Source organism: Afipia broomeae ATCC 49717 (assembly GCF_000314675.2).
Classification (GTDB): domain Bacteria; phylum Pseudomonadota; class Alphaproteobacteria; order Rhizobiales; family Xanthobacteraceae; genus Afipia; species Afipia broomeae.
Window position 1 is genome coordinate 2,473,425 of record NZ_KB375282.1, and the last position, 25,515, is coordinate 2,498,939.

34 protein-coding genes are annotated in these 25,515 nt (G+C 62.2%); 3 read left to right on the plus strand and 31 right to left on the minus strand.

The features are described from left to right. Positions 1-9 precede the first annotated feature (9 nt). Entirely contained in the window at positions 10-660 is a 651-nt protein-coding gene (locus tag HMPREF9695_RS11495; protein WP_006021032.1) for a TetR/AcrR family transcriptional regulator, read from the minus strand. 102 nt (positions 661-762) lie between these two features. Between HMPREF9695_RS11495 and HMPREF9695_RS11500 the strand changes: the two genes are divergently transcribed. Continuing rightward, positions 763-1,383, plus strand: a complete 621-nt coding sequence (locus HMPREF9695_RS11500; RefSeq protein WP_006021033.1) for a cysteine hydrolase family protein — start codon at positions 763-765, stop codon at positions 1,381-1,383. Positions 1,384-1,388: 5 nt separating this feature from the next. Here HMPREF9695_RS11500 and HMPREF9695_RS11505 read toward each other — a convergent pair whose 3' ends face one another. The 7 genes from HMPREF9695_RS11505 to HMPREF9695_RS11535 form a co-directional block, all read right to left on the minus strand. Continuing rightward, positions 1,389-2,159 carry an ATP12 family chaperone protein gene (locus HMPREF9695_RS11505; protein WP_006021034.1) on the minus strand — a complete coding sequence of 257 codons (771 nt, stop codon included), beginning with the start codon at positions 2,157-2,159 and terminating at the stop codon, positions 1,389-1,391. A 69-nt stretch (positions 2,160-2,228) separates the two neighbouring features. Continuing rightward, the gene (locus HMPREF9695_RS11510; RefSeq protein WP_006021035.1) at positions 2,229-2,606 is read right to left on the minus strand and encodes a hypothetical protein; all 378 of its coding nucleotides are present in this window, start codon (positions 2,604-2,606) and stop codon (positions 2,229-2,231) included. 45 nt (positions 2,607-2,651) lie between these two features. Then, positions 2,652-3,878, minus strand: coding sequence for an RluA family pseudouridine synthase (locus tag HMPREF9695_RS11515; RefSeq protein ID WP_006021036.1), 1,227 nt, complete (start codon positions 3,876-3,878; stop codon positions 2,652-2,654). Between the two features lie 88 nt (positions 3,879-3,966). Then, on the minus strand, positions 3,967-4,671 hold the full coding sequence (locus HMPREF9695_RS11520) for a tetratricopeptide repeat protein (protein WP_006021037.1): 705 nt from the start codon (positions 4,669-4,671) through the stop codon (positions 3,967-3,969). Beyond that, positions 4,668-6,008 carry a replication-associated recombination protein A gene (locus HMPREF9695_RS11525; RefSeq protein WP_006021038.1) on the minus strand — a complete coding sequence of 447 codons (1,341 nt, stop codon included), beginning with the start codon at positions 6,006-6,008 and terminating at the stop codon, positions 4,668-4,670. Before HMPREF9695_RS11525 ends, HMPREF9695_RS11520 begins: the two co-directional genes overlap by 4 nt. 187 nt (positions 6,009-6,195) lie before the next feature. Continuing rightward, a complete protein-coding gene (locus HMPREF9695_RS11530; protein WP_006021039.1) occupies positions 6,196-7,590 on the minus strand; it encodes a Do family serine endopeptidase in 1,395 nt (464 codons plus the stop codon). A gap of 59 nt (positions 7,591-7,649) precedes the next feature. Then, complete coding sequence (locus tag HMPREF9695_RS11535; RefSeq protein ID WP_006021040.1) at positions 7,650-8,075, minus strand: winged helix-turn-helix transcriptional regulator; 426 nt, start codon at positions 8,073-8,075, stop codon at positions 7,650-7,652. 124 nt (positions 8,076-8,199) lie between these two features. Here HMPREF9695_RS11535 and HMPREF9695_RS11540 point away from each other — a divergent pair, with 124 nt between their 5' ends. Beyond that, the gene (locus HMPREF9695_RS11540; RefSeq protein ID WP_006021041.1) at positions 8,200-9,213 is read left to right on the plus strand and encodes a zinc-binding alcohol dehydrogenase family protein; all 1,014 of its coding nucleotides are present in this window, start codon (positions 8,200-8,202) and stop codon (positions 9,211-9,213) included. Between the two features lie 336 nt (positions 9,214-9,549). Here HMPREF9695_RS11540 and HMPREF9695_RS11545 read toward each other — a convergent pair whose 3' ends face one another. Then, positions 9,550-11,091 carry a porin gene (locus HMPREF9695_RS11545; protein WP_006021042.1) on the minus strand — a complete coding sequence of 514 codons (1,542 nt, stop codon included), beginning with the start codon at positions 11,089-11,091 and terminating at the stop codon, positions 9,550-9,552. A gap of 323 nt (positions 11,092-11,414) precedes the next feature. Here HMPREF9695_RS11545 and HMPREF9695_RS11550 point away from each other — a divergent pair, with 323 nt between their 5' ends. Then, a complete protein-coding gene (locus HMPREF9695_RS11550; protein WP_006021043.1) occupies positions 11,415-11,969 on the plus strand; it encodes a MarR family transcriptional regulator in 555 nt (184 codons plus the stop codon). A gap of 3 nt (positions 11,970-11,972) precedes the next feature. Here the strand turns inward: HMPREF9695_RS11550 and HMPREF9695_RS11555 are convergent, their stop codons facing one another. The 22 genes from HMPREF9695_RS11555 to rpsC form a co-directional block, all read right to left on the minus strand. Further along, complete coding sequence (locus tag HMPREF9695_RS11555; protein ID WP_006021044.1) at positions 11,973-13,127, minus strand: alpha/beta hydrolase family protein; 1,155 nt, start codon at positions 13,125-13,127, stop codon at positions 11,973-11,975. 260 nt (positions 13,128-13,387) lie between these two features. Beyond that, on the minus strand, positions 13,388-14,182 hold the full coding sequence (locus HMPREF9695_RS11560) for an SDR family NAD(P)-dependent oxidoreductase (RefSeq protein WP_006021045.1): 795 nt from the start codon (positions 14,180-14,182) through the stop codon (positions 13,388-13,390). A gap of 163 nt (positions 14,183-14,345) precedes the next feature. After that, positions 14,346-14,762: a 50S ribosomal protein L17 gene (rplQ, locus tag HMPREF9695_RS11565; protein WP_006021046.1), complete on the minus strand. Its 417-nt coding sequence runs from the start codon at positions 14,760-14,762 to the stop codon at positions 14,346-14,348. Between the two features lie 197 nt (positions 14,763-14,959). Continuing rightward, entirely contained in the window at positions 14,960-15,991 is a 1,032-nt protein-coding gene (locus HMPREF9695_RS11570; protein WP_006021047.1) for a DNA-directed RNA polymerase subunit alpha, read from the minus strand. A gap of 118 nt (positions 15,992-16,109) precedes the next feature. Then, positions 16,110-16,499, minus strand: coding sequence for a 30S ribosomal protein S11 (gene rpsK / locus HMPREF9695_RS11575; protein ID WP_006021048.1), 390 nt, complete (start codon positions 16,497-16,499; stop codon positions 16,110-16,112). 106 nt (positions 16,500-16,605) lie between these two features. Beyond that, positions 16,606-16,974 (minus strand): 30S ribosomal protein S13, encoded by a 369-nt coding sequence (gene rpsM, locus HMPREF9695_RS11580; protein WP_006021049.1) that lies wholly within the window; start codon positions 16,972-16,974, stop codon positions 16,606-16,608. 161 nt (positions 16,975-17,135) lie between these two features. Further along, positions 17,136-18,008: an adenylate kinase gene (locus tag HMPREF9695_RS11585; protein WP_006021050.1), complete on the minus strand. Its 873-nt coding sequence runs from the start codon at positions 18,006-18,008 to the stop codon at positions 17,136-17,138. Beyond that, positions 18,005-19,336 (minus strand): preprotein translocase subunit SecY, encoded by a 1,332-nt coding sequence (secY, locus tag HMPREF9695_RS11590; RefSeq protein ID WP_006021051.1) that lies wholly within the window; start codon positions 19,334-19,336, stop codon positions 18,005-18,007. Before secY ends, HMPREF9695_RS11585 begins: the two co-directional genes overlap by 4 nt. Positions 19,337-19,470: 134 nt before the next feature. Then, the gene (rplO, locus tag HMPREF9695_RS11595; RefSeq protein WP_006021052.1) at positions 19,471-19,989 is read right to left on the minus strand and encodes a 50S ribosomal protein L15; all 519 of its coding nucleotides are present in this window, start codon (positions 19,987-19,989) and stop codon (positions 19,471-19,473) included. 11 nt (positions 19,990-20,000) lie between these two features. Beyond that, positions 20,001-20,198, minus strand: a complete 198-nt coding sequence (gene rpmD / locus HMPREF9695_RS11600) for a 50S ribosomal protein L30 (RefSeq protein ID WP_006021053.1) — start codon at positions 20,196-20,198, stop codon at positions 20,001-20,003. Between the two features lie 82 nt (positions 20,199-20,280). Then, positions 20,281-20,859 carry a 30S ribosomal protein S5 gene (gene rpsE, locus HMPREF9695_RS11605; RefSeq protein ID WP_006021054.1) on the minus strand — a complete coding sequence of 193 codons (579 nt, stop codon included), beginning with the start codon at positions 20,857-20,859 and terminating at the stop codon, positions 20,281-20,283. 72 nt (positions 20,860-20,931) lie between these two features. Next, the gene (gene rplR, locus HMPREF9695_RS11610; protein ID WP_006021055.1) at positions 20,932-21,294 is read right to left on the minus strand and encodes a 50S ribosomal protein L18; all 363 of its coding nucleotides are present in this window, start codon (positions 21,292-21,294) and stop codon (positions 20,932-20,934) included. An 11-nt stretch (positions 21,295-21,305) separates the two neighbouring features. Continuing rightward, positions 21,306-21,839 (minus strand): 50S ribosomal protein L6, encoded by a 534-nt coding sequence (gene rplF, locus HMPREF9695_RS11615; protein WP_006021056.1) that lies wholly within the window; start codon positions 21,837-21,839, stop codon positions 21,306-21,308. A gap of 13 nt (positions 21,840-21,852) precedes the next feature. Next, positions 21,853-22,251, minus strand: a complete 399-nt coding sequence (gene rpsH, locus HMPREF9695_RS11620; protein WP_006021057.1) for a 30S ribosomal protein S8 — start codon at positions 22,249-22,251, stop codon at positions 21,853-21,855. Positions 22,252-22,265: 14 nt separating this feature from the next. Beyond that, positions 22,266-22,571 (minus strand): 30S ribosomal protein S14, encoded by a 306-nt coding sequence (gene rpsN, locus HMPREF9695_RS11625; RefSeq protein WP_006021058.1) that lies wholly within the window; start codon positions 22,569-22,571, stop codon positions 22,266-22,268. A gap of 52 nt (positions 22,572-22,623) precedes the next feature. Continuing rightward, positions 22,624-23,181 (minus strand): 50S ribosomal protein L5, encoded by a 558-nt coding sequence (gene rplE / locus HMPREF9695_RS11630; RefSeq protein ID WP_006021059.1) that lies wholly within the window; start codon positions 23,179-23,181, stop codon positions 22,624-22,626. Next, positions 23,174-23,488, minus strand: coding sequence for a 50S ribosomal protein L24 (gene rplX, locus HMPREF9695_RS11635; RefSeq protein ID WP_006021060.1), 315 nt, complete (start codon positions 23,486-23,488; stop codon positions 23,174-23,176). The genes rplE and rplX overlap by 8 nt, the downstream gene beginning before the upstream one ends. Further along, positions 23,488-23,856 carry a 50S ribosomal protein L14 gene (gene rplN, locus HMPREF9695_RS11640; RefSeq protein WP_002712291.1) on the minus strand — a complete coding sequence of 123 codons (369 nt, stop codon included), beginning with the start codon at positions 23,854-23,856 and terminating at the stop codon, positions 23,488-23,490. The genes rplX and rplN overlap by 1 nt, the downstream gene beginning before the upstream one ends. A gap of 39 nt (positions 23,857-23,895) precedes the next feature. Next, entirely contained in the window at positions 23,896-24,141 is a 246-nt protein-coding gene (gene rpsQ / locus HMPREF9695_RS11645) for a 30S ribosomal protein S17 (protein ID WP_006021061.1), read from the minus strand. A 10-nt stretch (positions 24,142-24,151) separates the two neighbouring features. Then, positions 24,152-24,361, minus strand: a complete 210-nt coding sequence (rpmC, locus tag HMPREF9695_RS11650) for a 50S ribosomal protein L29 (RefSeq protein WP_006021062.1) — start codon at positions 24,359-24,361, stop codon at positions 24,152-24,154. 5 nt (positions 24,362-24,366) lie between these two features. Continuing rightward, positions 24,367-24,780 (minus strand): 50S ribosomal protein L16, encoded by a 414-nt coding sequence (gene rplP, locus HMPREF9695_RS11655; protein ID WP_006021063.1) that lies wholly within the window; start codon positions 24,778-24,780, stop codon positions 24,367-24,369. 33 nt (positions 24,781-24,813) lie between these two features. Next, positions 24,814-25,515 (minus strand): 30S ribosomal protein S3, encoded by a 702-nt coding sequence (gene rpsC / locus HMPREF9695_RS11660; protein WP_006021064.1) that lies wholly within the window; start codon positions 25,513-25,515, stop codon positions 24,814-24,816.

Below are 25,515 nucleotides of genomic sequence, written 5' to 3' on the forward strand. Positions count from 1 at the left end.
AACCCTTTGTTAACTCCGCCTCTCCGGTTTCTGCCGGGCGCGATCCACGGTCCGCGCTGTATTCCGGTCCGCTTTGGCCTGGCCACCGGGATTCAAGTTCGTTTTGATGGATTGCCTGAATCGGGTGAGCCATCCCGCTCCGCGCGAGGGACGCGTCAGCATGTTGGATCCCACCATGGCCGCGAACTGCATGCGTGCGTGATCCCGAGACGCATCGGACGATCCCGGCCCGGAAAGCTCGCAGAAGGTGTCGAACAGATCGCGGACGCCCGCGCTGTAAGCGGCGTTCAGCGGATGCTCACCGGGAGCGGACGCGGCGTCCGGCGCATAAGTCACCATCGGGCATGTCATTTCGGGCGGCTTAGGATCGAGATAATATGTGACGATCGCGCCGGCTGCATCGCGCCCCGCATGCTGCGCCGTTTCCGCGACCTGCCGCCACATCCTGGCCGCACCGGCGAACGCAAAACTGCAAGCCTCGGCAGCGAGCGCGTCCTTGCTCTCAAAATGCTTGTAGAAGCCGCCCTGCGTCATTCCCGCAGCCTTCATAACGTCCGCGATACCGACAGCGCCGACGCCGTTGGCGGCGAACAGCCCGCTGGCGACCTTCACGATCCGCTCGCGGTTTTCTTCCGCCTGTTGCCTGCTCGATCGACCCATTTGGCGATTTCCGATAATAGATGTTGATTGACCTCTATTTATAGAATAGAGGTTGATAATACGCTAATTAACCGCCCCCCGGCCAAAAGCAAGGTTTCTCCGATGACCCAGTCTTACGATCCCAAGACCACGGCGCTCCTGTGCATCGATTTCTACAACGACTTCCTCAGCGAAGGCGGCAAGCTGTGGCCCATGGTGAAGACGATGGCAACCGAACTGAAGCTTCTCGACAATCTGCGCACCATCGTCAAAACGTCACGCGAGGCCGGCATCACCGTTTTCCACGTCCCGCATCATCGCTGGGAACCGGGCGATCTTCAGAACTGGAAAAATGCTACCCCCTATCAGCTCTCCGGCATGGAACGGCAGATTTTCGCCAAGGGGACATGGGGCGGCGAATTTCACGATGACTTCAAGGTGCAGCCGGGGGACGTTGTCGCGACCGAACACTGGGCATCAAGCGGCTTTCCGAACACGGACCTCGATATCCAGCTCAAACGGCGCGGCAAGGAGAAGATCATCCTTGTCGGCCTGCTCGCCAATACATGCCTTGAGGCGACGGGGCGCATCGGGATGGAGCTTGGCTATCACGTCACCCTCGTTCGCGACGCAACTGCGGCGCGCACGCCGGAGGCGATGCATGCGGCGATGAACATCAATGGTCCGACCTATGCCCACGCCATTCTGACCACGGACGAGTTAGTCGGCGCCATGAAAGTATGAATTGCTCAGAGCGTTCTGAGCACCTTTGCCGCGGCCTCGAAATCCCTGAACTTGGAGGCGCGGCGGGCGTCGACTTCCTCGTCGGCGCCCCACTTCTCCCGATTCCAGTCCTCGTCCACATGCGCCGCCGCCCAGACCTGCGCCGCATCCAGCACGCCATGCTTGAGCGCGAGCGCCAGCAGCGCCGAGCCGGTGAGCGTGGTCGCGATATGAAACGCGCCGACCGGCCACGCGTCTTTCGGCAACGCACTGCGCGCAGCCGCAACCGCCGTCTCCGGTTGCGTCACATGGATCACGCCCTCGGCGAGAATAAAATGCGCACCAAGATCATCGGCGGCCCAGCGCAGCACCGGGTCCCAGTGCTCAGCCTGCCGCGCGATCAGCGCGTCGGGAAAACCGGCGCGATAGAACAAGAGATCGGTCTCGAAGTACTTCGCAGCATCGTCGGCCACGGTCTGGACGTCCTTTACGACGCCGTCGATCACGCTGTTGGCCAGCCGTGTCAGCGGCATCGACATCGGATCGATGTTGTCGGTCTGGGCGTCCCACTCCGCGGCCATCACTTCGGCGAGCTCGCGCGTCGGCGCAGCCAGCGGATTGCGCCCCGGCGTGCGGATCGGCTTGCCGTCGAGCGTCACCGTAAAACCGTCAGGCCCTTCGGCCACGCCCGCGCTGGTATAGAAGCGCTTGCGCAGCGGCGTCCGCGATGACTTGCGCGACGCCTCGCGCGGATCGAGCGGCGACTTGCCGGCAACTTCGTCGAACAGTTCGCGCATCCACTAGCCTTTTGATTTTCTGGGCATGACCTTGTCCGAAAACCGGTTCCCACTTTTCGGGGTCATGCCCTATTGATTTGCACACTGGCGCGAATACGCCGCGCGCTGATTGGGGTTAAGCCCCCACGCCGCGCCGTCGTCAAGACAGCGCGCGACCCGGTCGCTGAACGACGGACGGCGGTCGCGCTTCAGCACCGGTTTCGGCGGCGTGTCCTGCGTGACCACACCCGGCGTCGTGTTCTGCAATGCGAACGGCGGCGGCGAATTCATCTGCGGCACGGTCGGCACAACGATCGGCGGCGGCGGCGCCGGTGGCGCGGTCGGAAACGGAATGACAGGCTGCGCGCCGACGCCGCCCGGCGGATAGAGCTGCGCGTGCGCGACGCCGGACACAGGCGCGGACAGCGTGAGCACGATTGCGAATGCGGTTCTGTTCATCACGATCATATCGTTACCCGGGACATCAGCGGCAAGAGCATCACCCTCGCGTGATCACTCCTCCGGAGCGTTCTCGATCGGATCGAAACGGTCGGCCTCGAGGCCGAGCAGGTTCCACGATTGCAGCATATGCGGCGGCAGCGGCGCGGTGACGTCGATAAACCCGCCGCGCGGATGCGGGATCACGATCCGCCTCGCCAGAAGATGCAGCCGCTTCTGGATACCGCCGGGCAGTTCCCAGTTTTCCTTGTTGAAGTATTTCGGATCGCCGACGATGGCGTGATCGATATGCGCCATGTGCGCGCGCAACTGATGAGTGCGCCCGGTCACCGGCTTCAGCGACACCCAGGCCAGCTTCTGCGCCGAGGCCTCGACCACGGCATAATACGTCACCGCATGCGCCGCACCCTCGTCGCCATGGGCGGCGACGCGCATGATGGAATCTTCCTCGCTCTCTTCCTTGGCGAGATAGGTCGAGATGCGCCCCTGCTTCGGCTTCGGCACGCCCGCCACCAGCGCCCAGTAGATCTTGCGCGCGGAACGATGGCGGAACGATCCGGTCAATGCGCTCGCTGCAAAGCGCGTCTTGGCAATCAAAAGACAGCCGGACGTTTCGCGGTCGAGACGATGGACCAGACGCGGCTTCTGACCCTTGGCGTCGCGCATCGCTTCCAGCATCTGATCGACATGCTTGGTCATGCCCGAACCGCCCTGCACCGCGAGACCGGCGGGCTTGTTCAGCACCATCACGTCGGCGTCTTCGAACAGAATCATCTTGCGCAGATCTTCGAGCGTCTTGGTCGCAGCCTCGGACAGTTCACCGCCAACCTTCGGCGTGTCGAGCTTGAGCGGCGGAATGCGCACGCTCTGGCCTTCCTCGAGCCGGTCCTTGCTGTCGGCGCGCTTGCCGTTGATGCGCAGCTCGCCTTTGCGGACGATGCGCTGGATATGGGAGAACGACAGGCCGGGGAACCGATGCTCGAGGAAGCGATCGACGCGCATGTTGTTCTCGTCGGCGGTGACGACAACGGTCTGCACTTTGGTCGGCAACGGCGGAGGTGCCGCTTTCTCCTCCCTCACCGGCTCGGGACGCGGCTCGCGCATTGGCTTCGCCGAAAACTCGGCGGCCGGGCGGCGCGGCGGAAACTTGCCGCCGGGGCGTTTATCCGGCCCGCCGAATGACGGCTTGCCCGACCCACGCTTGTCGGTGGAGCGCTTCACGCCGCGCTTGTTGCCGCGTTCGGATTTCTTCGCGAGAGGCTTTCTGGCGCGGCGGCTCATGACTTAACTTTCCTGCTCGGGCCGCATTCAGGCTCGATAAGGCGAGCCGTCGGCCATTCAAATTCAAGACGTCGGGATTCGGTATCGTTCATTTGCATTCCGCATTGCTTTTAAGGAGCACGAGATCACGGCTCGCGTTGACTGACGGATTCCGTTTGGCGGCCTCGTCCGCAGCGGCGCACGCGCCAGCGCGGTCGCCATTCTGAATTCGCGCGAAGGCAAGATTGGACCACGCGTCGCCGAAATTAGGTGCATCGATGACAGCCTGTTCGAGCACCGGCTGTGCATCGCCCGGGCGCTTGGCGATCAGAAGAAACCGCCCGTAATCGGCATTGAGATTTTTCGACGGATTTGGCTGCTTGCGCGCAATCTTGAACAACTCCTCCGCGAACGCGGGATCGTTGAAGCGGACCTGGACCACCGCCGCGAAGCCGTGATAAACGCCGCTCTGTTCGGGAGCGAGGAGAAACGCCTGATTAAACCGCTGCGCAGCCTCGGCGGTGTTGCCGGCGCCAAGCGCCCTCCAGCCGCGCAGGGTGGTTTCCTCAAACGCCCTCTGCCGTGTCCCGGCGGCCTGAGTCAGCGCCGACACAAAGCGTTCGTCGGTTGCGCGCAGCTCCGGCGTTTTCTCGGCAAAGCCATAGAACGGCTGCTCGTTGATCGGCGCGGAGTAGGTTTTCTTCGTGACCTGAACGCCGGGCGCCACCTCGACCGTCTGGGCGGCCGCCATGCCAGCCCATGACAATGAGGCCAGCACGGCGAGCGTCCGAGCCGTTCTGCTGAAGGCGCTCATTCGCTCCGGCCCTTTCGCTCTCTTCGCAGCTTGGCCCAGTACTCGAGCCGCTTGCGAATCTCCCGCTCGAAACCGCGGTCCGGCGGATCGTAGAACGTCTGGCGGCCGAGCGCTTCCGGGAAGTAATCCTGCCCCGAGAAGGCGTCCGGCGTGTCGTGGTCGTATTCGTAGCCGCCGCCATAGCCTTCGGACTTCATCAGCTTGGTCGGTGAATTGAGGATGTGCTTCGGCGGCAGCAGCGAGCCGCCCTCCTTTGCCGTGCGCATCGCGGCCTTGTACGCCATATAGCCGGCGTTGGATTTCGGCGCGGTCGCGAGATAGATCACCGCCTGCGCGATGGCGAGTTCGCCCTCGGGAGAGCCGAGGAAATCATAGGCGTCCTTGGCGGCATTGCAGATCACCAGCGCCTGCGGATCGGCAAGCCCGATATCCTCCACCGCCATGCGCACCACGCGTCGCGCTAGAAACAGCGGGTCCTCGCCGGCGTCCAGCATGCGCGCGAGATAATAGAGCGCGGCGTCAGGATCCGAGCCGCGCACGGACTTATGCAGCGCCGAGATCAGGTTGTAATGGCCGTCGGCGGACTTGTCGTAGATCGGCGCGCGGCGCTGGAGAATGTCCTGCAACTGCGCGGCGTTGAAAATCTCGTCCCGGCGCGCGGCACGCCAGACTTCCTCCGCCAGTGTCAGCGCGGCGCGGCCGTCACCGTCCGCCATCCGCACCAGCACGGCGCGGGCCTCCGCATCGAGCGGCAGCTTCCGGCCCTCGACCTCTTCAGCGCGGGCGTAAAGCTTCTCCACCGCCGCAACGTCAAGCGAGTGAAACACCAGCACCCGCGCACGCGACAGAAGCGCCGCGTTGAGCTCGAAGGATGGGTTTTCCGTGGTGGCGCCGACCAGAACCACCGTGCCGTCTTCCATCACCGGCAGAAACGAATCCTGCTGCGCACGGTTGAAGCGATGCACCTCGTCCACAAACAGCAGCGTGCCCTTGCCCATCTCGCGGCGGGCGCGGGCTGCATCGAACACCTTCTTTAAATCCGCGACGCCGGAAAACACCGCGGAGATCTGCTCGAACTCCAGTTCGGTCGCATCAGCCAGCAGCCGCGCCACCGTGGTCTTGCCGGTGCCGGGTGGCCCCCAGAACACCAACGAGCCGAGCGTACGAGTCTCCAGCATCCGCGTGAGCGCGCCATCCGGACCGAGGATGTGATCCTGCCCGACCACATCGGCAAGCGTTCGCGGGCGCAGCTTGTCCGGCAGCGGACGCGGTGCGTCCTGCTCCATGCCGGCTGCGGCGAAGAGGTTTGCGGAAGGCTGCGGTCGCTTCGCGTTCATAGAGCAAGTTCTTCTCCCTCTCCCCGTTTACAGGGAGAGGGTTGGGGTAAGCGGCAACTCGGCAACAAGCAAAAGCCCCTCACCCGGATTGCCATAGCGGGTCGAAGACGCGCGTAAACGCGCTTACGGCAATCCGACCTCTCCCCGTAAGAACGGGGCGAGGTCAGGAGAAGCGCCTCGATAATCATCATCCCCCGAGAACGACATTCAACTGCTGGCCGCCGCGGATCACCGTGATGCGCCAGAGCCGCGAGCCTTCGGTGGCGAGTTTGTTGAGATCCCTGGTCCGGCCGATCTTCTGACCGTTCACGACGGCGATTACGTCGCCCTTCTTGAATCCGACATTCGTCGCGATGGCATCGTCGGGCAAATCGGTTACGACCACGCCCTCGATGCTGCTGTCGAGCTTCAGCTCGTCCGCCAGCGCCGGGGAGATGTTGGCGATCTTAGCACCCTGGAACGGCGAACGCGCCTTGATGACGATCTCATCGCGGCCGGTGTCCGGCGCGGTTTCCAGCGCGACCGAAAGTTTGACCGGCTTGCCGCCGCGCAACACCTCGACCTGTGCTGTGCCGCCGAGCGGACGCGTCGCGAAGCGGTAATCGAACGCATTCGGATCGTCGACGAGCTGGCCATCGATGGACACGATCAGATCGGACAATTTCAATCCGGCTCTGGCCGACGGACTTCCCTCGGAGATATTCGCCACCAGCGCGCCGGCCGGACGCTTCAGCCCGAGCGTTTCGGCGATCTCGGGTGTCACAGCCTGCAGGCGCGCGCCGAGCCATGGGCGCTTCACCGCACTGCCGCCGCCCTTGGCCGAGGCGACGACCACGCGCACCATGTTGGCCGGAATTGCAAAGCCGATGCCCTGCGAGCCGCCGGAGCGCGAGAAGATCGCGGTGTTCACGCCGACCAGCTTGCCGGTCATGTCCACCAATGCACCGCCGGAGTTGCCGGGATTGATCGCCGCATCGGTCTGAATGAAGAACTGATAGTCGGTGATGCCGACCTGTGTGCGCGCCAGCGCCGAGATGATGCCGTGGGTCACCGTCTGTCCGACGCCGAACGGATTGCCGATGGCGATCACCACGTCGCCGACCAGCGCATCGTCAGAGTTCGAGAACTCGAGCACCGGGAATTTTTCCTTCACGTCCTTCAGGCGCAGCACTGCCAGATCAGTGCGGCTGTCCTTCAGCACGATCTCGGCTTCAAACTCGCGCTTGTCGGACAGCGAGACCTTCACCTGGTCGGCGCCTTCAATGACGTGATTGTTGGTGACCACGAGACCCGCCGCGTCGACCATCACGCCGGAGCCCAGCGAGCGCTGCATCTGTTCCGGCTGATTGCCCGGCACGCCGAAGAAACGGCGAAACACCGGATCGTCCAGCAGCGGGTTGCGGTTCTGCACGATCTTGGCGGCGTAGACGTTCACCACTGCCGGCTGCACGCGCTGAACGATCGGCGCATAGGAAAAGCGAAGTTGCGCCGGCGATTGGGGAACCACGCGATCCTGCGCCAGCGCGGGCGCGGCCAAAACGGACGAGACGAGAAGCGCGGAAAGCGCACGGATAACGATCATGAAACAGTCCTGAACTTGATGCCAAAGATACAGCCACGCCGGGGTGGCGGGAGAAATCACTATTCAGCGGGTTGCGGCAGCCTCGACGGGCGCTTCGCGGTGTCCGGCTGCACCTTGCCTTTCCTTGCTTCCGCAGCCTTGTTTTCCAATGCGGCATCGACCCGGGCGCGATTGGCATCGCCCCACGCCTTGAGGGCATCAATCACCGGCCGCAGCCGCTGGCCCGTCTCGGACAACTCATAGTCGACCCGCGGCGGAACCTCCGCATACACCTTGCGGACGATCAGGTCATCCTCCTCAAGGGCCCGAAGCTGCTTGGTCAGCATCCGCTGGGTGATCCTCGGCAGCTTCTTGCGCAGTTCGCCGAAGCGCAGCCGCCCCTCCTGCAGGTGATAGAGGATGACGCCCTTCCACTTGCCGTCGATCAGATCGAGCGTGACCTCCACCGAACAGCCCGGAGCGCAGCCGAAATCCTGTCGTTTCATTGGGATATATCCATTGGTATCCGAACGGTGACTATATCCCTGAAATGACAGTACTTGCAAATATGGCCCAGGCGCGACAGGTAGGTTCTCGGAGACCGCAATGGTCCTTGATGGAGCAAGAACAATGAAAGCTGTGGGTTACAAGAAGTCGCTGCCGATCGATGCGGCAGACGCGCTGTTCGATTTCGAAACCGACAAGCCGGAGCCGCGCGGGCGTGACATCCGCGTCGCGGTGAAGGCGATTTCAGCCAATCCTGTGGACTACAAGGTCCGCAAGCGCGCCGAGCCGCCCGCAGGCGAAACCAAGATTCTCGGCTTCGACGCCGCCGGCATCGTCGATGCAGTCGGACCGGACGTGTCGCTGTTCAAGCCCGGTGATGAGGTCTGGTATGCTGGCTCGATCCAGCGCCAGGGCACCAATTCGGAATTCCATCTCGTGGATGAGCGCATTGTCGGCCACAAGCCGAAGACGTTGTCGTTCGCCCAAGCGGCCGCCCTGCCCCTGACGTCCATCACGGCATGGGAACTGTTGTTCGATCGCCTCGGGGTTGCGCCGGGCAAGAGCGTCGATCCGCGCACGCTGCTGATCATCGGCGGCGCCGGCGGCGTCGGCTCGATCCTGATTCAGCTTGCGCGGCGGCTGACCGGACTCACCGTCGTCGCCACCGCGTCACGTCCCGAATCCAGCAAGTGGTGTCTTGAGCTCGGCGCGCATCATGTGATCGATCATTCAAAGCCGATGAAAGACCAGGTCGCCGCTCTGAAAGTTCCGCCGGTCGCGCTGGTCGCAGCACTCACCAATACCGATCAGCACTTCGCTGCGCTCGCAGACATCGTCGCGCCGCAAGGCAAGATCGGGCTGATCGACGATCCCGCCTCGCTCAACGTCAACCTGCTGAAGGGCAAGGCAGTATCGCTGCACTGGGAATCGATGTTCACGCGCTCATCGTTCCAGACCGACGACATGATCGCACAGCACAAGCTGCTCGATGACGTCGCCAGCCTGATCGACAACGGCGTGCTGCGCACCACCCTCGACAAGGTGCTCGGCAAGATTAACGCGGCGAATCTCAAGCAGGCCCACGCGCTGCTGGAAGGTGGACGCTCCACCGGCAAGCTGGTGCTGGAAGGCTGGTAGCGCCTTCGCACTTATCGCGCGTCCCTAATAAAAAACCTCCGGCAGGGCATTGCCGGAGGTTATGGGAGATTTTCTGAGAAAAACTGATGCGCAATCGAGCCGCGACGTCACCGCCGCGCTGTGACTGGAACATGCCTCAATTACCTTATTTAGTCAAACAATCGAAATGCATACGTGCTCTCACGATTGCGTGTGCAGCGCGGGATATGTTTGTTCGATATCGCCGTGCCACCGATTTTCGCCGCTGTGGAAGCTGACTTCCACTTTTGGATAAGACCAAAGAAAAACCCCGGCAGTTTCCTGCCGGGGTTCTTTGTTCAAGTGGTCGTTACGCGATTACCAAGTGCGGCGGACGCGGAACTGGCCCGACACGATACCCTGATCCTTGTAGTCGTAGGTGCCGGCCGGCTTGAAGCCGCCGATCAGGTTTGCACCAGTGGTCGTGATCGAACCGGTGTTCGACTGGTCCAGCGTGGTGTAGAGCACTTCGCCCGACAGGGTCAGGTTCTTGACCGGAGTCCATGCGGTACGGGTGCCGACCTGCCAGATCGCGAAGTCCGGGTTGCAGGTGTAGCCGTTGGCTGCTGCACCACCGGTCAGCGCGCCGATCGCCTGGAGCTGGCGGCCGCAGATCAGGGCAGAAGCGTTGTTATTGTAGTCGACCTTGGTGTAGCTGCCGTACACGCTGGTCTGCCACTCTGGCGACCAGTTGTGCTCGTAGCCGCCGCGGAAGCCCCAAGCCTTGGTCTTCTCGATGCCGCCACCGTTGCCGTAGACGCCGTCGTAGAGGTTCAGCGAAGCGAACGACTGGTAGCTACCAGCGAAGTTGGTCTCGCCGCTGAAGGCGTCGAAGGTGTTACCCGTGGTGCCGCCGATGATGTACTTCGGAGCGCCGTCGGTATAGGTGAAGTCCAACGACAGCTTGTCGCCAGGGCCGGTCGGCAGCTGCTTCAGCTGAAGGCCGCCCGAGATCGAGTAGCCCCACGCATCGCTCGGATGACCGAGCTGCTCGTTGCCGATTGCACCGGCACCAGTGCTGTAATAGTTGGCGCTGATGTTGTTGACCGCACCCGAGATCTGGGCAGTGAACGCAGCCTGGTCGAGGCGAATGTTACCGACGAAATCCGGTGAGTGCTGACCGCCCGTGCCGTTCTGGTTCGCAGCGAGCGTGCCGGCGCCGAGGTAAGCGCCCGCCACCGTAGCTGCGGTTGCACCGGTGATGGAGCCGCTGGCGTTGAACACCGGAGCGCGGTTGATCGTCTTGTTGTCTTCAACGCCCAACTGAGCCGAGAGGCCGTTGCCGAACTGCCAGGTGTAGGCAATCTGGGTGATACCGGTGGAGTTGTCGTAACCGCCGAGAAGGTTGGAGGTGTTCAGACCAACCGGGGTTGCGCCCCAGGGAGTCTGGAAGCCCGAGATCGCCTTACCGAAGGTGAAGCCGGCGAACTGGACGAAGCCGAGATCCATGGTGAGCACGCCCGACGACGGACCGTCGCCCGAGGTGTGCTGGAAGTTGCTCGACCAGTAGGTGCGGACAACGCCGTATTCGGAGGCAGTGCGGGTGTCGATGTTCAGCTGGGTACGGGCGCGGGTCACGAAGTAATCCGACGAGCGGTTCTGCTGACCGGTGTTCGCGCTGTTGTTCCAGGCCGGCTGGCCGTGGGCGCTGCCGTTGACCGTGACGTCGAGCTGAGCGTAGCCGCCCAGCTTGATGCAGGTGTCGGTGCCCGGGATATAGTAGAAACCAGCTCCATACAGGGAGCAGATCTTCACGTACTGGACCGCTTTCGCCTTGACGGGAAGATCAGCCGCCTGTGCTCCTGCGACAGCAGCCAACGCGGCCGCCGAACCCAGGATAAGGCTCTTAATCTTGCTCATAAAACCTCCAAAATTGTTCAATTGAGGAAAGGTCCGCTTCCCGTGGCGCTAGCCACCCCAATCAGCCCCTTGACCCCCACTTACCGCCGGCCGCCTCGCCTTCCGGGCGGGACCACCAACGAGTCACCCGACGTCTCCGGCTGACGCAGGAACAATGACCGCAAGCATCAATTGATTACAATAATTGATTTACTCATGCTTTTATTTGGCCGCGTTCGTGTGCTTTCCCCGCAACATCATGTCAGCGGGATGACGCAAGCAGTGATTGCAAAGGCGTAAATGCTGACATATTTTTGCGCATTCGCTCGCAAAGGCAGAATTAAATGGCCGGCAGACTTCCCGCCAAGAAAATTTCATCTCAACGTCACACGGCGAGCCCGCGCGGCACGGCGCGCGATGCGCATCCGATGGGGCCTGACGATGCACTGGTCCGGAAGTTCATCTGGGATGTTATTTCGATCAACACGCATCTCGAAGAAATCCGTTCCAACTGGGCGCGCATGCTGGACATCACCTGTCCGCAGTGGCTGATCCTGATGGCGGTTAATGATCTCGATGAGGGCAAGGGAATTTCCGTCCGCGAGGTCTCGACAAAGCTTCATGTCGATCCTTCGTTCGTGACCACCCAGACAAAAAGCCTGGAAAGGCACGGCTTCATGCGCCGCGTCGCATCGAAGGAAGATGCGCGCGTCGTGCTGATGTCGCTGACCGACAAGGCGCACAAGCAGATCGCGAATCTCTATTCGCAGCAGGTGGTCGCCGACAATCTCGTCTTCTCGGATTTCTCGACCCAGACGTTCCGCGATCTCACCGACAAGCTGTCGACGCTCAAGGAGCGCCTGGCGAAAGCCGCGCAAATGATCGCCGCAGGAAACTGACCGTCAGTCCGCGAGCGCAGGCGCCGTTCGCAGGCGCGCCGATATCCAGTCGAAGATAAACTCGTTGCCGATGGTCGGGTTGTCGGATTGCCCGTGCACCACGGCGGTCTCGGCAGTGGAGAACACCTTCAGCGTCACGTCCGCGCCCTCGTCCCTCAACGCCGTGCACAGAGCATCGGCGTGACGGGTATCGAGCCAGTCAAACTCTCCGAACGTCATCAGGATCGGGCACTTGATGCTGGTGATACCGCCATGACGCTGCATCCTGCGAATCTCGTCACCGATCGCGTCACCGCCGTCGTGTCCTGACATCCATTGTGCCGCGGTCACGCGCTGGTGCATGTCCCAGATCCCGGCATCGCACACGGCGGCGGCAAACCGGTCGTCGAGACCCGCCGCGCGCGAGGCATAGGCGGCGCCCAGTCCGTCACCGAAAATCGCGATCCGCCGCTCGTCGATGTCGCCGCGCGCAATCAGATAATCCACGCAGCAACTGATCGCGGTCTCAACCTCGTATCGCACCATCTCCTTGAGCTTCGGCGCGCCTCCCTGCCCCGGCAGATCGGCGAGCAGCAGCGACAGTCCGCGCGAATGAGCATGCCGCAGCAGCGTCAGCAGATGCTCTTCCTTGAAATGCTCCGGCCCGCCGACACAGACAGCGACGGGCGCCGGCGAATCCGACCCGGGCGCCGGCAGAAAATAGGCTTCGACAAAGCCGTTCTGGAAACAGGGAATGCGAACCAGCTCGCCGCCCGACGGCAGATGCGTGACCACGAGATTCGCGCAGGCCCGCATCTGCTCCAGCGCGGTCGCGCGCCGCACGTCATCCAGCTTCAGAAAGACTTCCGAGGTCCGGTAATAATTCGATGCCCGCAGCCAGTTGCTGCGCGCCGACGGGATATTCCCCGCCTCCAACGCAAGATTGCCGCGCGCCTTGTTGACGTTGGCGATGGCATTCCATGCGCGATGCCAGCTTTCGTCGTCGCCGGCGGTGATCCCGCTCGCCGTCAGGAAGCACTCGGAGATGGTGCTGCCGCCTTCTTGCGCGGAGCCCAGCACACGCATGAACTGAAGGCTGTAATCCTCATTTTGGGGCCACTGCATCCAGCCGTTCGGCTCGAAGCGCGACGGCGAGAGATTGGCGGTTTCTTCATTCAAAACAGTCGTCCACACGATGAAGTCAGCCGATCATTGAAAGGCGGGCCGTATTCGCTTGATCTAGAACGACAATTGCCGCGGACAAGACGAGCAGGCGTGTTGCATTGCAGCCATGAGCATGGCCGCATTAATGCGACAGCGGCGTTACAGTGATGTGACAAACAGCCGATCTGCGACGTTTGTCGCATGCGACACGACGTCCCGGGAGAAAATCATTCCCGGAGAACGCCGAAATCAATCTGTTGCTTCTCTGAAAGGCGCTACACGATCGTCTGGATAATGCCGCCTTCGGCCCGCAACGCCGCGCCGTTGGTCACCGACGCCTCGCGCGAACTGGCATAGACCACCATGTTGGCGATCTCGTCGACCGTCGCGAATCGCTGGATCAGCGACGTGCTGCGGTGCTGCTTGACGAATTGCGAGGCCGCCTCTTCCACTGACTGGCCGTTCTGCTTCGCCAGATCCTTCACGAACGTCTCCACGCCTTCCGACATGGTCGGGCCAGGCAACACCGAATTGACGGTCACGTTGGTGCCCTTGGTCAACTCGGCCAGACCGCGCGAGATCGAGAGCTGCGCGGTTTTGGACATGCCGTAGTGAATCATCTCGCTCGGAATGTTCACGCCCGATTCCGACGAGATGAAAACGATGCGTCCCCAGTTGCGCTTCAGCATCCCCGGCATGTAGGCGCGCGAGAGCCGGACCCCGGACATGACGTTGACCTCGAAAAAGCGCGTCCAGTCCGCGTCGGGAATATCGAAAAAGCCCTTCGGCTCGAAAATGCCGGCGTTGTTGATGAGAATGTCCGTGTCCGGCTCGGCCTCGACCAGCTTCGCGCATCCCTCGGCGGTGGATACATCGGCCGCGACGCCCCGCGCCTTCGCTCCGGGCACCGCCTTGACGATGGCCTCGGCTGCTGCGTCCGCCCTGTCCTGTGTGCGGCCGTTGACCACAACGCTCGCCCCGGCCCGGGCGAGGCCCCTGGCGATGGCCAGCCCGATGCCCCCGGTCGAGCCGGTCACGATTGCGGTGGTGCCTGAGAGATCGATTTTCATGAAAAGCTCCTTTGCTATGGAACTCATATGGCGGCCCAAACAGCCCGCGCCACTGCCAGATCGTGTCCGCCGGTTCATGGCATTGTGGCCGCACGGGAAACGTCCGGCCAATAAAAAAAGCGGCGCACAAGGCGCCGCTTTTGAATTCTATGAGGGATGAGGCTTACGCCGCTTCCGACGACGTTTCCTGCACCGGGCCCGAGTCCTGGCCCTTGGCATCGACGTCGCGGTCGACGAACTCGATCACGGCCATCGGCGCGTTGTCGCCGTAGCGGAAGCCGGCCTTGATGATGCGGGTGTAGCCGCCCTGACGGTCCTTGTAACGGGGCGCCAGAACGTCGAACAGCTTCTTGACCTGATCGACATCGCGCATTTCGCCGATCGCCTGACGGCGCAGCGAAAGGCCGCCCTTCTTGCCGAGAGTGACCAGCTTCTCGACGATCGGGCGAAGCTCCTTCGCCTTGGGGAGAGTGGTGACGATCTGCTCGTGCTTGATCAGCGCGGCGCACATGTTTGCGAACATCGCCTTGCGATGCTCCGCGGTGCGGTTGAGCTTCCGATGAACCTTGCCGTGACGCATGATGTAGTCCTCAATCCAGATTGCCGCGACGGTTCGTCGGACATGTTGCTCAGGTGGGCTGCCTGCGTTCGCCCTTAATCTCCGTCACCCTTCGAGGCTCGGGCTACGCCCTCGCACCTCAGGATGACGGACTATCGCTTGTTCGTCATCCTGAGGTGCCGTCGCTCTTGCGGCGGCCCCGAAGGATGACGCGGTTCTCAGTAGTGATCCTCGAAGCGCTTGGCCAGCTCGTCGATGTTCTCCGGCGGCCAACCGGGCACTTCCATGCCGAGGTGCAGACCCATCTGGGCCAGCACTTCCTTGATTTCGTTCAGCGACTTGCGGCCGAAGTTCGGGGTGCGGAGCATTTCCGCTTCCGACTTCTGCACGAGGTCGCCGATGTAGACGATGTTGTCGTTCTTCAGGCAGTTGGCCGAACGAACCGACAGTTCGAGCTCGTCCACCTTCTTGAGGAACGCAGGGTTGAAGGCGAGATCCGGAATGATCTCGGCGGCAACCTCCTTGCGGGGCTCCTCGAAGTTCACGAACACGTTGAGCTGATCCTGCAGGATGCGCGCCGAATAAGCGAGCGCGTCGTCCGGCGAGATCGCGCCGTTGGTTTCGATGGTCAGCGTCAGCTTGTCGTAGTCGAGGATCTGGCCTTCGCGGGTGTTCTCAACCTTGTAGGACACCTTGCGAACCGGCGAGAACAGGCTGTCCACCGGGATCAGGCCGATCGGCGCGTCCTCGGGACGGTTGCGCTCGGCGGCGACGTAGCCCTTGCCGGAGTTCACGGTGAACTCCATGCGGATTTCAGCGCCCTCGTCGAGGGTGCAGATCTGAAGCTCGGGGTTCAGCACGACGACATCGCCGACGGTCTGAATGTCACCGGCGGTGACGACGCCCGGACCCGACTTCTTCACGACCATGCGCTTCGGGCCTTCGCCCTGCATCTTGATCGAGATGTCCTTCACGTTCAGCACGATGTCAGTCACATCCTCGCGCACGCCGGCGATCGAGGAGAACTCGTGCAGAACGCCGTCGATGTGAACCGACTGCACGGCAGCGCCCTGCAGCGACGACAGCAGCACGCGGCGCAGCGCGTTGCCGAGGGTCTGGCCGAAGCCGCGCTCGAGCGGCTCGGCGACGACGGTAGCGAAACGGGTCGGATCCGAACCAGGCGTCACGTTGAGCTTGTTCGGACGAATGAGTTCTTGCCAATTTTTCTGGATCGTCACTTGTTCACCCATGCCATCAAAATCACTGGCGTTGGAGGTCTGGCGGCGCGGGCAATGTTCTTAAACAATGGCCGCGTCATCGCATCTCAAAAACAACGCGGGCGCATATCGCCCGCGGCAGTCCAAACAATCAGACGCGCCGGCGCTTGCGCGGACGGCAACCGTTGTGCGGGATCGTGGTCACGTCACGGATCGAGGTGACGGTGAAGCCCGCGGCCTGCAATGCGCGCAGAGCCGATTCACGGCCCGAACCGGGACCCGCGACTTCGACTTCCAGCGTACGCATGCCGTGTTCCTGCGCCTTCTTCGACACGTCTTCGGCGGCAACCTGAGCCGCATACGGAGTCGACTTGCGCGATCCCTTGAAGCCCATCGTGCCTGCCGACGACCAGGCAATGGTGTTGCCCTGAGCGTCGGTGATGGTGATGGTCGTGTTGTTGAACGACGAATTCACGTGCGCGATGCCGGAGGCGATGTTCTTGCGTTCACGGCGGCGGACGCGTGTGGCTTCTTTACCCATAAGTCTCTTCTCTTCCTTCAAGCGCGTCCGTGATTCCAGACGCTGGGGAAATTCAGGTGATCACCCGGCCCTCGCGAGCCGGATCGGTTCAGTGGTCGAAACGAAATTACTTCTTCTTGCCGGCGATGGCCTTGGCAGGACCCTTGCGCGTGCGCGCGTTGGTGTGGGTCCGCTGACCGCGCACCGGAAGGCCGCGGCGATGACGCAGGCCGCGGTAGCAGCCGAGGTCCATCAGACGCTTGATGTTCATGCCGACTTCGCGGCGCAGGTCGCCCTCGACCAGGAAGTCGCGGTCGATCATTTCGCGGATCTGGAGAACTTCAGCGTCGGTGAGCTGCGAGACGCGGCGGTCGGCCGGAATCTTGAGCTGCTCCACGATGGTCGCGGCGTTCTTCTGGCCGATGCCATGAATGTACTGAAGCGCAATCAGAACGCGCTTGTTGGTCGGAATGTTGACGCCTGCAATACGGGCCACGGTCTTCGCTCCTGTCGCCGTCCGCTCCGGACAGCTTGTCTTTGTTAGGTCTCTGGCGTCGGGCGGGTGTTCACAAACGCAAACACGACGCCCTCCCCACTTTTCTTTCGGGGCCCGGCATCGTCTGAACTATCCGACTGGATGCAGGCTTATTAATGTATTTAGCGGCGTTTCGTCAACCGCTTGGCGGTCTTGGCGCTCTTTTTCGTGGCCTTTTTGGCCACTTTTCGGGTCTTGGCAGCTTTGGTTCCCGCGGCCCGGGTTTTGGCCTTGGCGGCGGGCTTTTTTCCGCCCTTCGCAGCCTTGCCAGTCGGTTTCGCGGCCTTTTTGGTCTTCCTGGCGGGTGCCTTGGCAACCTTCCCGGCGGCCTTTTTGGCGCCCTTGGCCTTACCGGCCTTGGAGGACTTCTGAACGGCGGCCTTCTTGGCGGACTTGGCAGCCGAATCGGCTTCCAGCGCCGCCAGCACCCGGTTGATCGCCGCCGTCACCTGCTCGATGGTCATCATGCCGTCGATGGTGATCAGCTTGCGCTTCTCCGAGTAGTAGTGAACCAGCGGTTCGGTCTGGGCGCGGTAGCTGGCGAGGCGCTTCGAGAGCACCTCCGGCGTATCGTCGATCCGGACCTCTTCGCCGCGCTCGCGCATCTGCGCGACGCGGGTCTCGACCCGCTCCAGCAGCGCACTCTCGTTCACGCGCAGTTCGACGACGGCGTCCAGCTTGAGGTGCTTCTTCTTGAGCAGTTCGTCCAGCGCCTGCGCCTGCGGCACGGTGCGCGGAAAGCCGTCGAGGATGAAGCCCTTCTTCGCGTCCGGCTCTTCGATGCGATCGGCGATGATTCCGACCACCACCTCGTCAGGCACCAGCGCGCCGCTGGCCATGATGTCCTTCGCCTTGAGGCCGACCGGCGTTCCGGCTGCGACAGCGGCACGCAGCATCTCGCCGGTGGAGAGCTGAACGATACCGTGCTTTTGAACCAGTCGATGCGCCTGCGTTCCCTTGCCCGCCCCCGGCGGCCCGAGAAGAATCAACCTCATTTACGGCGGCCCCTCAGTTTCGATTTACGGATCAACCCTTCGTACTGGTGCGCCAGCAGATAGCCCTGCACCTGGGCGACCGTATCCATCGTCACACTGACGACGATCAGAAGCGAGGTACCGCCGAGATAGAACGGCACCGACGCGTAAGAGATCAGAATTTCCGGGATCAGACAGACGACCGCGAGATAGATCGCACCGATCACGGTGATGCGCGACAGCACGTAGTCGATGTACTCGGCGGTGCGTTCACCCGGACGGATGCCGGGAATGAAACCGCCGTGCTTTTTGAGATTGTCAGCGGTCTCGGTCGGGTTGAACACGATCGCCGTATAGAAGAACGCGAAGAACACGATCATCGCGAGATAGAGAACGAGGAACAGCGGACGGCCGTGGCTTAGCTGAGTCGTCAGCCACTGGAACCACTCCGGTCCCTTCCCTGCGTTGAAGCTCGCGATCGTGGTCGGCAGCAGCAGCAGCGACGATGCGAAGATCGGCGGAATGACGCCCGCGGTGTTGAGCTTGAGCGGCAGATGCGAGGACTGGCCCTCGAACATCTTGTTGCCGACCTGGCGCTTCGGATACTGGATCAGAAGCCGGCGCTGCGCGCGCTCGACGAACACGATCAGCATGATGACCGCAACGGCCATGATGATGATCGCGAGGATCAGGAAGGTCGACAGCGCACCCTGACGGCCGAGTTCGAGCGTACCGGCGATCGCCGACGGCAGTTCGGCGACGATGCCGGCCAGAATGATCAGCGAGATGCCGTTGCCGATGCCGCGCGAGGTGATCTGCTCGCCGAGCCACATCAGGAACATGGTGCCGCCGGTCAGCGTGATGACCGTGGAGATGCGGAAGAACATGCCCGGATCGGACACCACATTGCCCGCGCCTTCGAGACCGACGGCGATGCCGTAAGCCTGGAATGCTGCGAGAATGACGGTGAGATAGCGGGTGTACTGGTTGATCTGCTTGCGGCCAGATTCACCCTCTTTCTTGAGGGCCTCGAGCTGCGGCGAAACAGTCGTCAGCAACTGAAGGATAATCGATGCCGAGATGTACGGCATGATGTTCAGCGCGAAGATCGCCATGCGGTGGATGCCGCCGCCGGCGAACATGTTGAACATGCCGAGAATGCCGCCGGCCTGCGACTTGAACACCTGCTCCCAGATGTTCGGGTCGATACCCGGCAGCGGGATGTAGGTGCCCAGCCGATAAACAAGCAGCGCACCCAGTGTGAACCAGATGCGCTTCTTGAGTTCGTCAGCCTTTGCGAATGCCGCGAAGTTGAGGTTTGCCGCCAGTTGTTCCGCTGCAGAGGCCATCCGAGGCTCCGATCCTTCTATTCGTCAGTACCGAGCCTTAAGCGGCCCGGGCACCTGCGATTTTTAAGACTTCGCACGACCATATAGGAAGTCTTGTCGCGGGTGCCGGTCACAAAGGCGGGATCGGTCGAACCTTACGAGGCCTTCCTGTTCGGCTTCTTGGCAGCAGCCTTCAGGGCGGCAGCGTCCTTCGCCGGTGCCAGGATCTTCACCGAACCGCCAGCCTTCTCGACTGCCTCGATCGCGGACTTGGTCGCGCCGTGCACTTCGATGTTGAGCTTGGCCTTGAGTTCGCCGCGGCCGAGCAGCCGTACGCCGTCCTTCGAACGGCGCAGCAGTCCGGACTTCACCAGCGACTCCGCGTTGACGGTTGCGCTCGCATCGAGCTTCTTGGCATCGATGGCTTCCTGAAGGCGGTCGAGATTGACCTCGGTCAGGTCGAGCCGGAAGATGTTGTTGAAGCCGCGCTTCGGCAGACGACGATGCAGCGGCATCTGGCCGCCCTCGAAGCCCTTGATGCGCACGCCCGAACGCGCGGTCTGGCCCTTGCCGCCGCGGCCTGCCTGCTTACCCTTGCCGGAGCCAATGCCACGGCCAACGCGCATGCGCTTCTTGCGCGAGCCGCTGTTGTCGGCGATCTCATTGAGCTTCATCGCTTGCTTCCTTACTTCTCGTCGACGACGCGAACGAGGTGCTTGACCCGGTCGATCATGCCGCGAACCGCAGGCGAATCCTGCAACTCGGAGACACGGCCGATCTTGTTGAGACGCAGACCGATCAGCGTCGCACGCTGCGCGGCCTGACGGCGGATCGGGCTACCCGTCTGCTCGACCTTGATGGTTTTCGTAGCGGCCTTGGCCATTGTCCTAACTCCAAAACGTCTTTTCAGACTGGCATGATCCTAACGGAAAACCGGAAGACCGCTTTTCCGGATCACGCCCTAGTTATTCCGCGACAGCTTCCGCGTCGCCGCCGACGCGGCGGGACTGCAACGTGGAAACCTTGATGTTGCGGCGGTTTGCAACCGAACGCGGCGAATCCTGATGCTTCAGCGCATCGAACGTCGCGCGAACCATGTTGTAGGGGTTCGACGAGCCGATCGACTTCGCCACCACGTCCTGGATGCCGAGCGTCTCGAACACGGCGCGCATTGGGCCGCCCGCGATGATGCCGGTACCGGCCGGAGCTGCGCGCAGGTAAACGCGGCCAGCGCCGTGACGGCCAGCAATGTCGTGATGCAGCGTGCGGCCTTCGCGCAGAGCAACGCGCGTCAGGTTGCGCTTGGCCGACTCGGTCGCCTTGCGGATCGCTTCAGGCACTTCGCGCGCCTTGCCGTGGCCGAAACCGACCCGGCCCTTCTGATCGCCGATGACGACCAGAGCCGCGAAACCGAAGCGCTTGCCGCCCTTGACGACCTTCGCCACACGATTGATGTGGACGAGCTTGTCGACGAACTCGCTGTCGCGCTCTTCCCGATCCCGACCGCCCCGCTCGCGTCCACCGCGTTCGCGTTCACCTGCCATGGTGTTTTCCAATCCTTGTGAGGCTCGCGCCTCTGACCTTGTGTCCGTTCAAACCAATTTCAAAGGCTGAGCTTAGAAGCTCAAGCCGCTTTCACGCGCGGCTTCGCCGAGCGCCTTGACGCGGCCGTGGTAGAGATAGCCACCACGGTCGAAAACCACTTCCTTGACGCCGTTCTTCACCGCGCGCTCTGCGAGCAGCTTGCCGACAGCCTTCGCTGCGTCGATGTTCGCGCCGGTCTTGCCGGCATCGCGCATCGTCTTTTCCAGCGACGAGGCCGAAGCCAGCGTCTCGCCCTTCAGGTCGTCGATGACCTGAGCGTAGATGTGCTTCGACGAGCGGAACACCGACAGGCGCGGACGCCCGTTCGCCGTCCGGCGCAGCGCGAGACGTACGCGCTGCTTGCGCCGGGCATTCGTGACCTTGAGTTTCGACATGACCGGCTCCGTTACTTCTTCTTGCCTTCCTTGCGGAAGATAAACTCGTTGGCGTACTTCACGCCCTTGCCCTTGTAGGGCTCCGGCGGACGATAGCTGCGGATCTCGGCGGCGACCTGGCCGACGCGCTGGCTGTCGTTGCCGACGATGGTGATTTCGGTCGGCTTCGGCACGGTGATCGTGATCCCTTCCGGGATCGGGTAGATCACGTCGTGGCTGTAGCCGAGCGCGAGCTGCAGGTTCTTGCCCTGCAACGCGGCGCGGTAACCGACGCCGGTGATTTCCAGCTTCTTCTCGAAGCCCTTGGTGACGCCTTCGACCAGATTCGCGATCTGGGCGCGAGCGGTGCCGTACAGCGAGCGTGCGCGCTTGGTCTCGAAGCGCGGCGCAACGGTGATCGCGCCGTCCTTCATCTGGACCGAAACGTCGTCATGCACGACAAACTGAAGAGCGCCCTTCGGGCCCTTCATCTTGACGGTCTGCCCTTCGATATTCGCGGTGACGCCGGAGGCGATCGCGACGGGCTTTTTGCCTACGCGTGACATTGGTCTTCCTTCCTTAGAACACCGTGAAGAGAACTTCGCCGCCCACGTTCGCGTCGCGCGCGTCGTGGTCAGCCATGATTCCCTTCGGCGTCGACAGAACCGAGATGCCAAGACCGTTGCGGACGCGCGGCAGGTTCTTGACCGACGCGTAAACCCGGCGACCTGGCTTCGACACGCGCTCGATCTCCTTGATGACCGGCTCGCCGTCGAAATACTTCAGTTCGATTTCCAGCTCGTTGTGGCCGCCGGCATGCTCGACCGCTGCGTAACCGCGGATGTAACCCTCGGTCTTCAGCACTTCGAGAACATTGGCGCGCATCTTAGAGCCCGGGGTCGAAACCTTGGACTTGTTGCGCATCTGCGCATTGCGGATGCGGGTGATGAGATCGCTGATAGGATCGTGCGTAGACATGTCCGACCCTCCCCTTACCAGCTCGACTTCACGAGGCCCGGGATCAGGCCCTTGGAGCCATAATCACGGATCGCGATGCGGCTCATCTTGGTCTTGCGATAGACCGCGTGAGGACGTCCGCTGATTTCGCAACGGTTGTGAACGCGGGTCGCCGACGAATTGCGCGGCATCTCGGCGAGCTTGATCGTCGCCGCGAAACGCTCTTCCATCGGCTTGTTCTTGTCGGCGATGATCGCCTTCAAGCGGGCGCGCTTGGCCGCAGCGTTCTTCGTCATCTTCTGACGCCGGTTATTCTTCTCGACTGAACTTTTCTTCGCCATACGAGTAGTCTCCATACCTTTCCGCGTTTGAGACGCTGACTAGTTCAGTGTCTCACTGCCGGAACGGAAAATTGAATGCGGTCAGCAACGCGCGCGCCTCGTCGTCTGTGGTCGCGGTGGTGCAGATCGTAATGTCCATGCCCCAGGTCTCGCCCGACTTGTCGTAGTCGATTTCCGGGAACACCAGATGCTCCTTGAGGCCGAGGGAGTAATTGCCCTTGCCGTCGAAGCTCTTCGGATTGAGGCCGCGGAAGTCGCGGACACGAGGCAGCGCGATGTTCACAAGACGGTCGACGAAGTCGTACATCTTGGACTTGCGCAGCGTGACCTTGGCGCCGATGGCCTGGCCTTCACGCAGCTTGAAGGTCGCGATCGCCTTGCGCGAATGGGTGACGACCGGCTTCTGGCCGGCGATCAACGCGAGATCGGCGGCAGCCAGTTCGACCTTCTTGCGGTCGTTGACAGCCTCGCCGATGCCCATGTTGAGCACGACCTTCTCCAGCGCCGGCACCTGCATGGCGTTCGCATAACCGAACTGCTCGACCAGCTTGCCGCGGATGTCCTTGTCGTAAACCGCGCGAAGGCGCGGAACGTATGCGGTCTCAGCCATTGATCTCTGCTCCCGAGCGCTTCTCAACGCGCACCTTGGTGCCATCCTTCTGAATCTTGAAACCGACGCGGGTCGGCTTGCCGTCCTTGCCGACGAGCGCGATGTTCGACAGATGGATCGGGGCTTCCTTCGTGATGATGCCGCCCTCCTGCGCCTGCGTCTGCTTCTGGTGACGCTTCACCAGGTTGACGCCGCGCACGAGCGCCTTGCTCTCGGAAGGACGCACTTCAAACACTTCGCCGGTCCGGCCCTTGTCGCGGCCGTTCAGCACGATGACCTTGTCACCCTTGCGGATCTTGGCAGCCATTACAGCACCTCCGGCGCAAGCGAGATGATCTTCATGTGGTTCTTGGCGCGAAGCTCGCGCGGCACCGGCCCGAAGATACGGGTGCCGACCGGCTCGGACTGGTTGTTGATCAACACAGCCGCGTTGCGGTCGAAACGGATGACGGAGCCGTCAGCGCGGCGAATATCCTTCGCAACGCGAACGACGACGGCCTTCATCACGTCGCCCTTCTTCACCTTTCCGCGTGGAATGGCTTCCTTGATCGAGACGACGATGATGTCGCCCACCGTTGCATAGCGGCGCTTGGAACCTCCAAGAACCTTGATGCACATGACACGGCGCGCGCCGGAATTATCGGCCACGTCGAGGTTGGTCTGCATCTGAATCATTGATGCACCTCGTCCTCTTTCTGATGCGCGAAGTTGCGCTTAAGCTGTTTTCTTGTCGCTCTGAACAACCGTCCAGCGCTTCAATTTCGAGAGTGGTTTGCTTTCTTCGATCCAGACCGTGTCGCCTGCCTTGAACTGGTTGTTCTCGTCATGCGCATGGTAGTTCTTGGACCGGCGAATGGTCTTCTTGTAGATCGGGTGGGTGAAGCGGCGGTCGACACGCACGACAATGGTCTTGTCCTGCTTGTCGCTGACGACGACGCCCTGGAGAGTACGCTTCGGCATCTTTCGCCCCTTACTTCGTCTTGCCGTCGCGCTTCTGCGCGGCGATGGTCTTGATGCGTGCGATATCGCGGCGAGCCTCACGCAGGCGCGAGGTGTTCTCGAGCTGCCCGGTGGCGCGCTGGAAGCGCAGGTTGAACCGCTCCTTCTTCAGATTGAGGACGGCGTCGTCCATCTGATCGGGGCTCATTGCGCGGATGTCTTCGATTTTGAGTTGGGCCATGATCGTTACTCCGCAATGCGCGCAACGAAGCGCGTCTTGATCGGCAGCTTGGCGGCGGCGAGCGACAATGCTTCCTTCGCGGTCTGCTGGGTCACGCCGTCGATCTCGAACATGATGCGGCCCGGCTTGACGCGGGCGACCCACAGTTCAGGCGTACCCTTGCCCGAGCCCATTCGCACTTCGGCAGGCTTCTTCGACACCGGAAGATCCGGGAACACGCGGATCCAGACGCGGCCGGCACGCTTCATGTGACGGGTCAGCGCGCGGCGGGCGGCTTCGATCTGACGCGCGGTGACGCGATCCGGCGCCATCGCCTTCAGGCCGAACTGGCCGAAAGACAACGTCGCACCCGACGAGGCGACGCCGTGAATACGGCCCTTATGCGCCTTGCGGAACTTTGTCTTCTTTGGTTGCATCATGGCTTACGCCCTCAAACCTTCTTCGAATTTCAATCAGGCTGCATCGCGACGTGACGGACGTCCGCTGTCGCCTTCAGCCATCTTCTTGTCCTGGGCCATCGGATCGTGCTCAAGGATTTCGCCCTTGAAGATCCAGACCTTCACGCCGCAGGTACCGAACGTCGTGAACGCGGTCGCAACCCCGTAATCGACATCGGCGCGCAGCGTGTGCAGCGGCACGCGGCCTTCGCGATACCATTCCATGCGCGCGATTTCGGCGCCGCCGAGACGGCCCGAGCAGTTGATGCGGATGCCTTCGGCGCCCAGACGCATCGCCGACTGAACGGCGCGCTTCATGGCGCGGCGGAACGCAACGCGGCGCTCGAGCTGCTGCGCGATCGATTCGGCGACCAGGGTCGCATCGAGCTCCGGCTTGCGGATTTCGATGATGTTGATCACGACGTCGGAGTCAGTGATCTCGGCGACCTTCTTCTTCAGCTTGTCGATGTCGGCGCCCTTCTTGCCGATCACGACGCCCGGACGCGCCGAGTGGATCGACACGCGGCACTTCTTGTGCGGGCGCTCGATCACGATGCGCGCGACGGCCGCCTGCTTAAGTTCCTTCATCAGCATTTCACGGATGCGGATGTCCTCATGGAGGAGCTTCGCATACTCGTTCTTGCCGGCGAACCAACGGGAATCCCAGGTCCGGTTGATGCCCAGACGCAGCCCGATTGGATTAATCTTCTGACCCAT

Bases quoted from the DNA above. Each gene is read 5' to 3' on its own strand.
- HMPREF9695_RS11545 (WP_006021042.1), bottom strand. From the start codon at position 11,091: ATGAGCAAGATTAAGAGCCTTATCCTGGGTTCGGCGGCCGCGTTGGCT.
- rpmC (WP_006021062.1), bottom strand. From the start codon at position 24,361: ATGGCCCAACTCAAAATCGAAGACATCCGCGCAATGAGCCCCGATCAG.
- HMPREF9695_RS11520 (WP_006021037.1), bottom strand. From the start codon at position 4,671: ATGAGCGCCTTCAGCAGAACGGCTCGGACGCTCGCCGTGCTGGCCTCA.
- HMPREF9695_RS11505 (WP_006021034.1), bottom strand. From the start codon at position 2,159: ATGCGCGAACTGTTCGACGAAGTTGCCGGCAAGTCGCCGCTCGATCCG.
- rplE (WP_006021059.1), bottom strand. From the start codon at position 23,181: ATGGCTGAGACCGCATACGTTCCGCGCCTTCGCGCGGTTTACGACAAG.
- rpsC (WP_006021064.1), bottom strand. From the start codon at position 25,515: ATGGGTCAGAAGATTAATCCAATCGGGCTGCGTCTGGGCATCAACCGG.
- rplX (WP_006021060.1), bottom strand. From the start codon at position 23,488: ATGGCTGCCAAGATCCGCAAGGGTGACAAGGTCATCGTGCTGAACGGC.
- rplQ (WP_006021046.1), bottom strand. From the start codon at position 14,762: ATGCGTCACGGCAAGGTTCATCGGAAGCTCAACCGCACCGCGGAGCAT.
- secY (WP_006021051.1), bottom strand. From the start codon at position 19,336: ATGGCCTCTGCAGCGGAACAACTGGCGGCAAACCTCAACTTCGCGGCA.
- rplO (WP_006021052.1), bottom strand. From the start codon at position 19,989: ATGAAGCTCAATGAGATCGCCGACAACAGCGGCTCGCGCAAGAAGCGC.
- rpsE (WP_006021054.1), bottom strand. From the start codon at position 20,859: ATGGCAGGTGAACGCGAACGCGGTGGACGCGAGCGGGGCGGTCGGGAT.
- rpmD (WP_006021053.1), bottom strand. From the start codon at position 20,198: ATGGCCAAGGCCGCTACGAAAACCATCAAGGTCGAGCAGACGGGTAGC.
- HMPREF9695_RS11525 (WP_006021038.1), bottom strand. From the start codon at position 6,008: ATGAACGCGAAGCGACCGCAGCCTTCCGCAAACCTCTTCGCCGCAGCC.
- HMPREF9695_RS11515 (WP_006021036.1), bottom strand. From the start codon at position 3,878: ATGAGCCGCCGCGCCAGAAAGCCTCTCGCGAAGAAATCCGAACGCGGC.
- HMPREF9695_RS11550 (WP_006021043.1), top strand. From the start codon at position 11,415: ATGGCCGGCAGACTTCCCGCCAAGAAAATTTCATCTCAACGTCACACG.
- HMPREF9695_RS11560 (WP_006021045.1), bottom strand. From the start codon at position 14,182: ATGAAAATCGATCTCTCAGGCACCACCGCAATCGTGACCGGCTCGACC.
- HMPREF9695_RS11500 (WP_006021033.1), top strand. From the start codon at position 763: ATGACCCAGTCTTACGATCCCAAGACCACGGCGCTCCTGTGCATCGAT.
- rplF (WP_006021056.1), bottom strand. From the start codon at position 21,839: ATGTCACGCGTAGGCAAAAAGCCCGTCGCGATCGCCTCCGGCGTCACC.
- rplN (WP_002712291.1), bottom strand. From the start codon at position 23,856: ATGATTCAGATGCAGACCAACCTCGACGTGGCCGATAATTCCGGCGCG.
- HMPREF9695_RS11540 (WP_006021041.1), top strand. From the start codon at position 8,200: ATGAAAGCTGTGGGTTACAAGAAGTCGCTGCCGATCGATGCGGCAGAC.
- HMPREF9695_RS11585 (WP_006021050.1), bottom strand. From the start codon at position 18,008: ATGAGGTTGATTCTTCTCGGGCCGCCGGGGGCGGGCAAGGGAACGCAG.
- HMPREF9695_RS11530 (WP_006021039.1), bottom strand. From the start codon at position 7,590: ATGATCGTTATCCGTGCGCTTTCCGCGCTTCTCGTCTCGTCCGTTTTG.
- HMPREF9695_RS11570 (WP_006021047.1), bottom strand. From the start codon at position 15,991: ATGGGTGAACAAGTGACGATCCAGAAAAATTGGCAAGAACTCATTCGT.
- rplR (WP_006021055.1), bottom strand. From the start codon at position 21,294: ATGTCGAAACTCAAGGTCACGAATGCCCGGCGCAAGCAGCGCGTACGT.
- HMPREF9695_RS11535 (WP_006021040.1), bottom strand. From the start codon at position 8,075: ATGAAACGACAGGATTTCGGCTGCGCTCCGGGCTGTTCGGTGGAGGTC.
- rpsK (WP_006021048.1), bottom strand. From the start codon at position 16,499: ATGGGTAAAGAAGCCACACGCGTCCGCCGCCGTGAACGCAAGAACATC.
- HMPREF9695_RS11510 (WP_006021035.1), bottom strand. From the start codon at position 2,606: ATGATCGTGATGAACAGAACCGCATTCGCAATCGTGCTCACGCTGTCC.
- rpsH (WP_006021057.1), bottom strand. From the start codon at position 22,251: ATGTCTACGCACGATCCTATCAGCGATCTCATCACCCGCATCCGCAAT.
- rpsQ (WP_006021061.1), bottom strand. From the start codon at position 24,141: ATGCCGAAGCGTACTCTCCAGGGCGTCGTCGTCAGCGACAAGCAGGAC.
- rplP (WP_006021063.1), bottom strand. From the start codon at position 24,780: ATGATGCAACCAAAGAAGACAAAGTTCCGCAAGGCGCATAAGGGCCGT.
- rpsN (WP_006021058.1), bottom strand. From the start codon at position 22,571: ATGGCGAAGAAAAGTTCAGTCGAGAAGAATAACCGGCGTCAGAAGATG.
- HMPREF9695_RS11495 (WP_006021032.1), bottom strand. From the start codon at position 660: ATGGGTCGATCGAGCAGGCAACAGGCGGAAGAAAACCGCGAGCGGATC.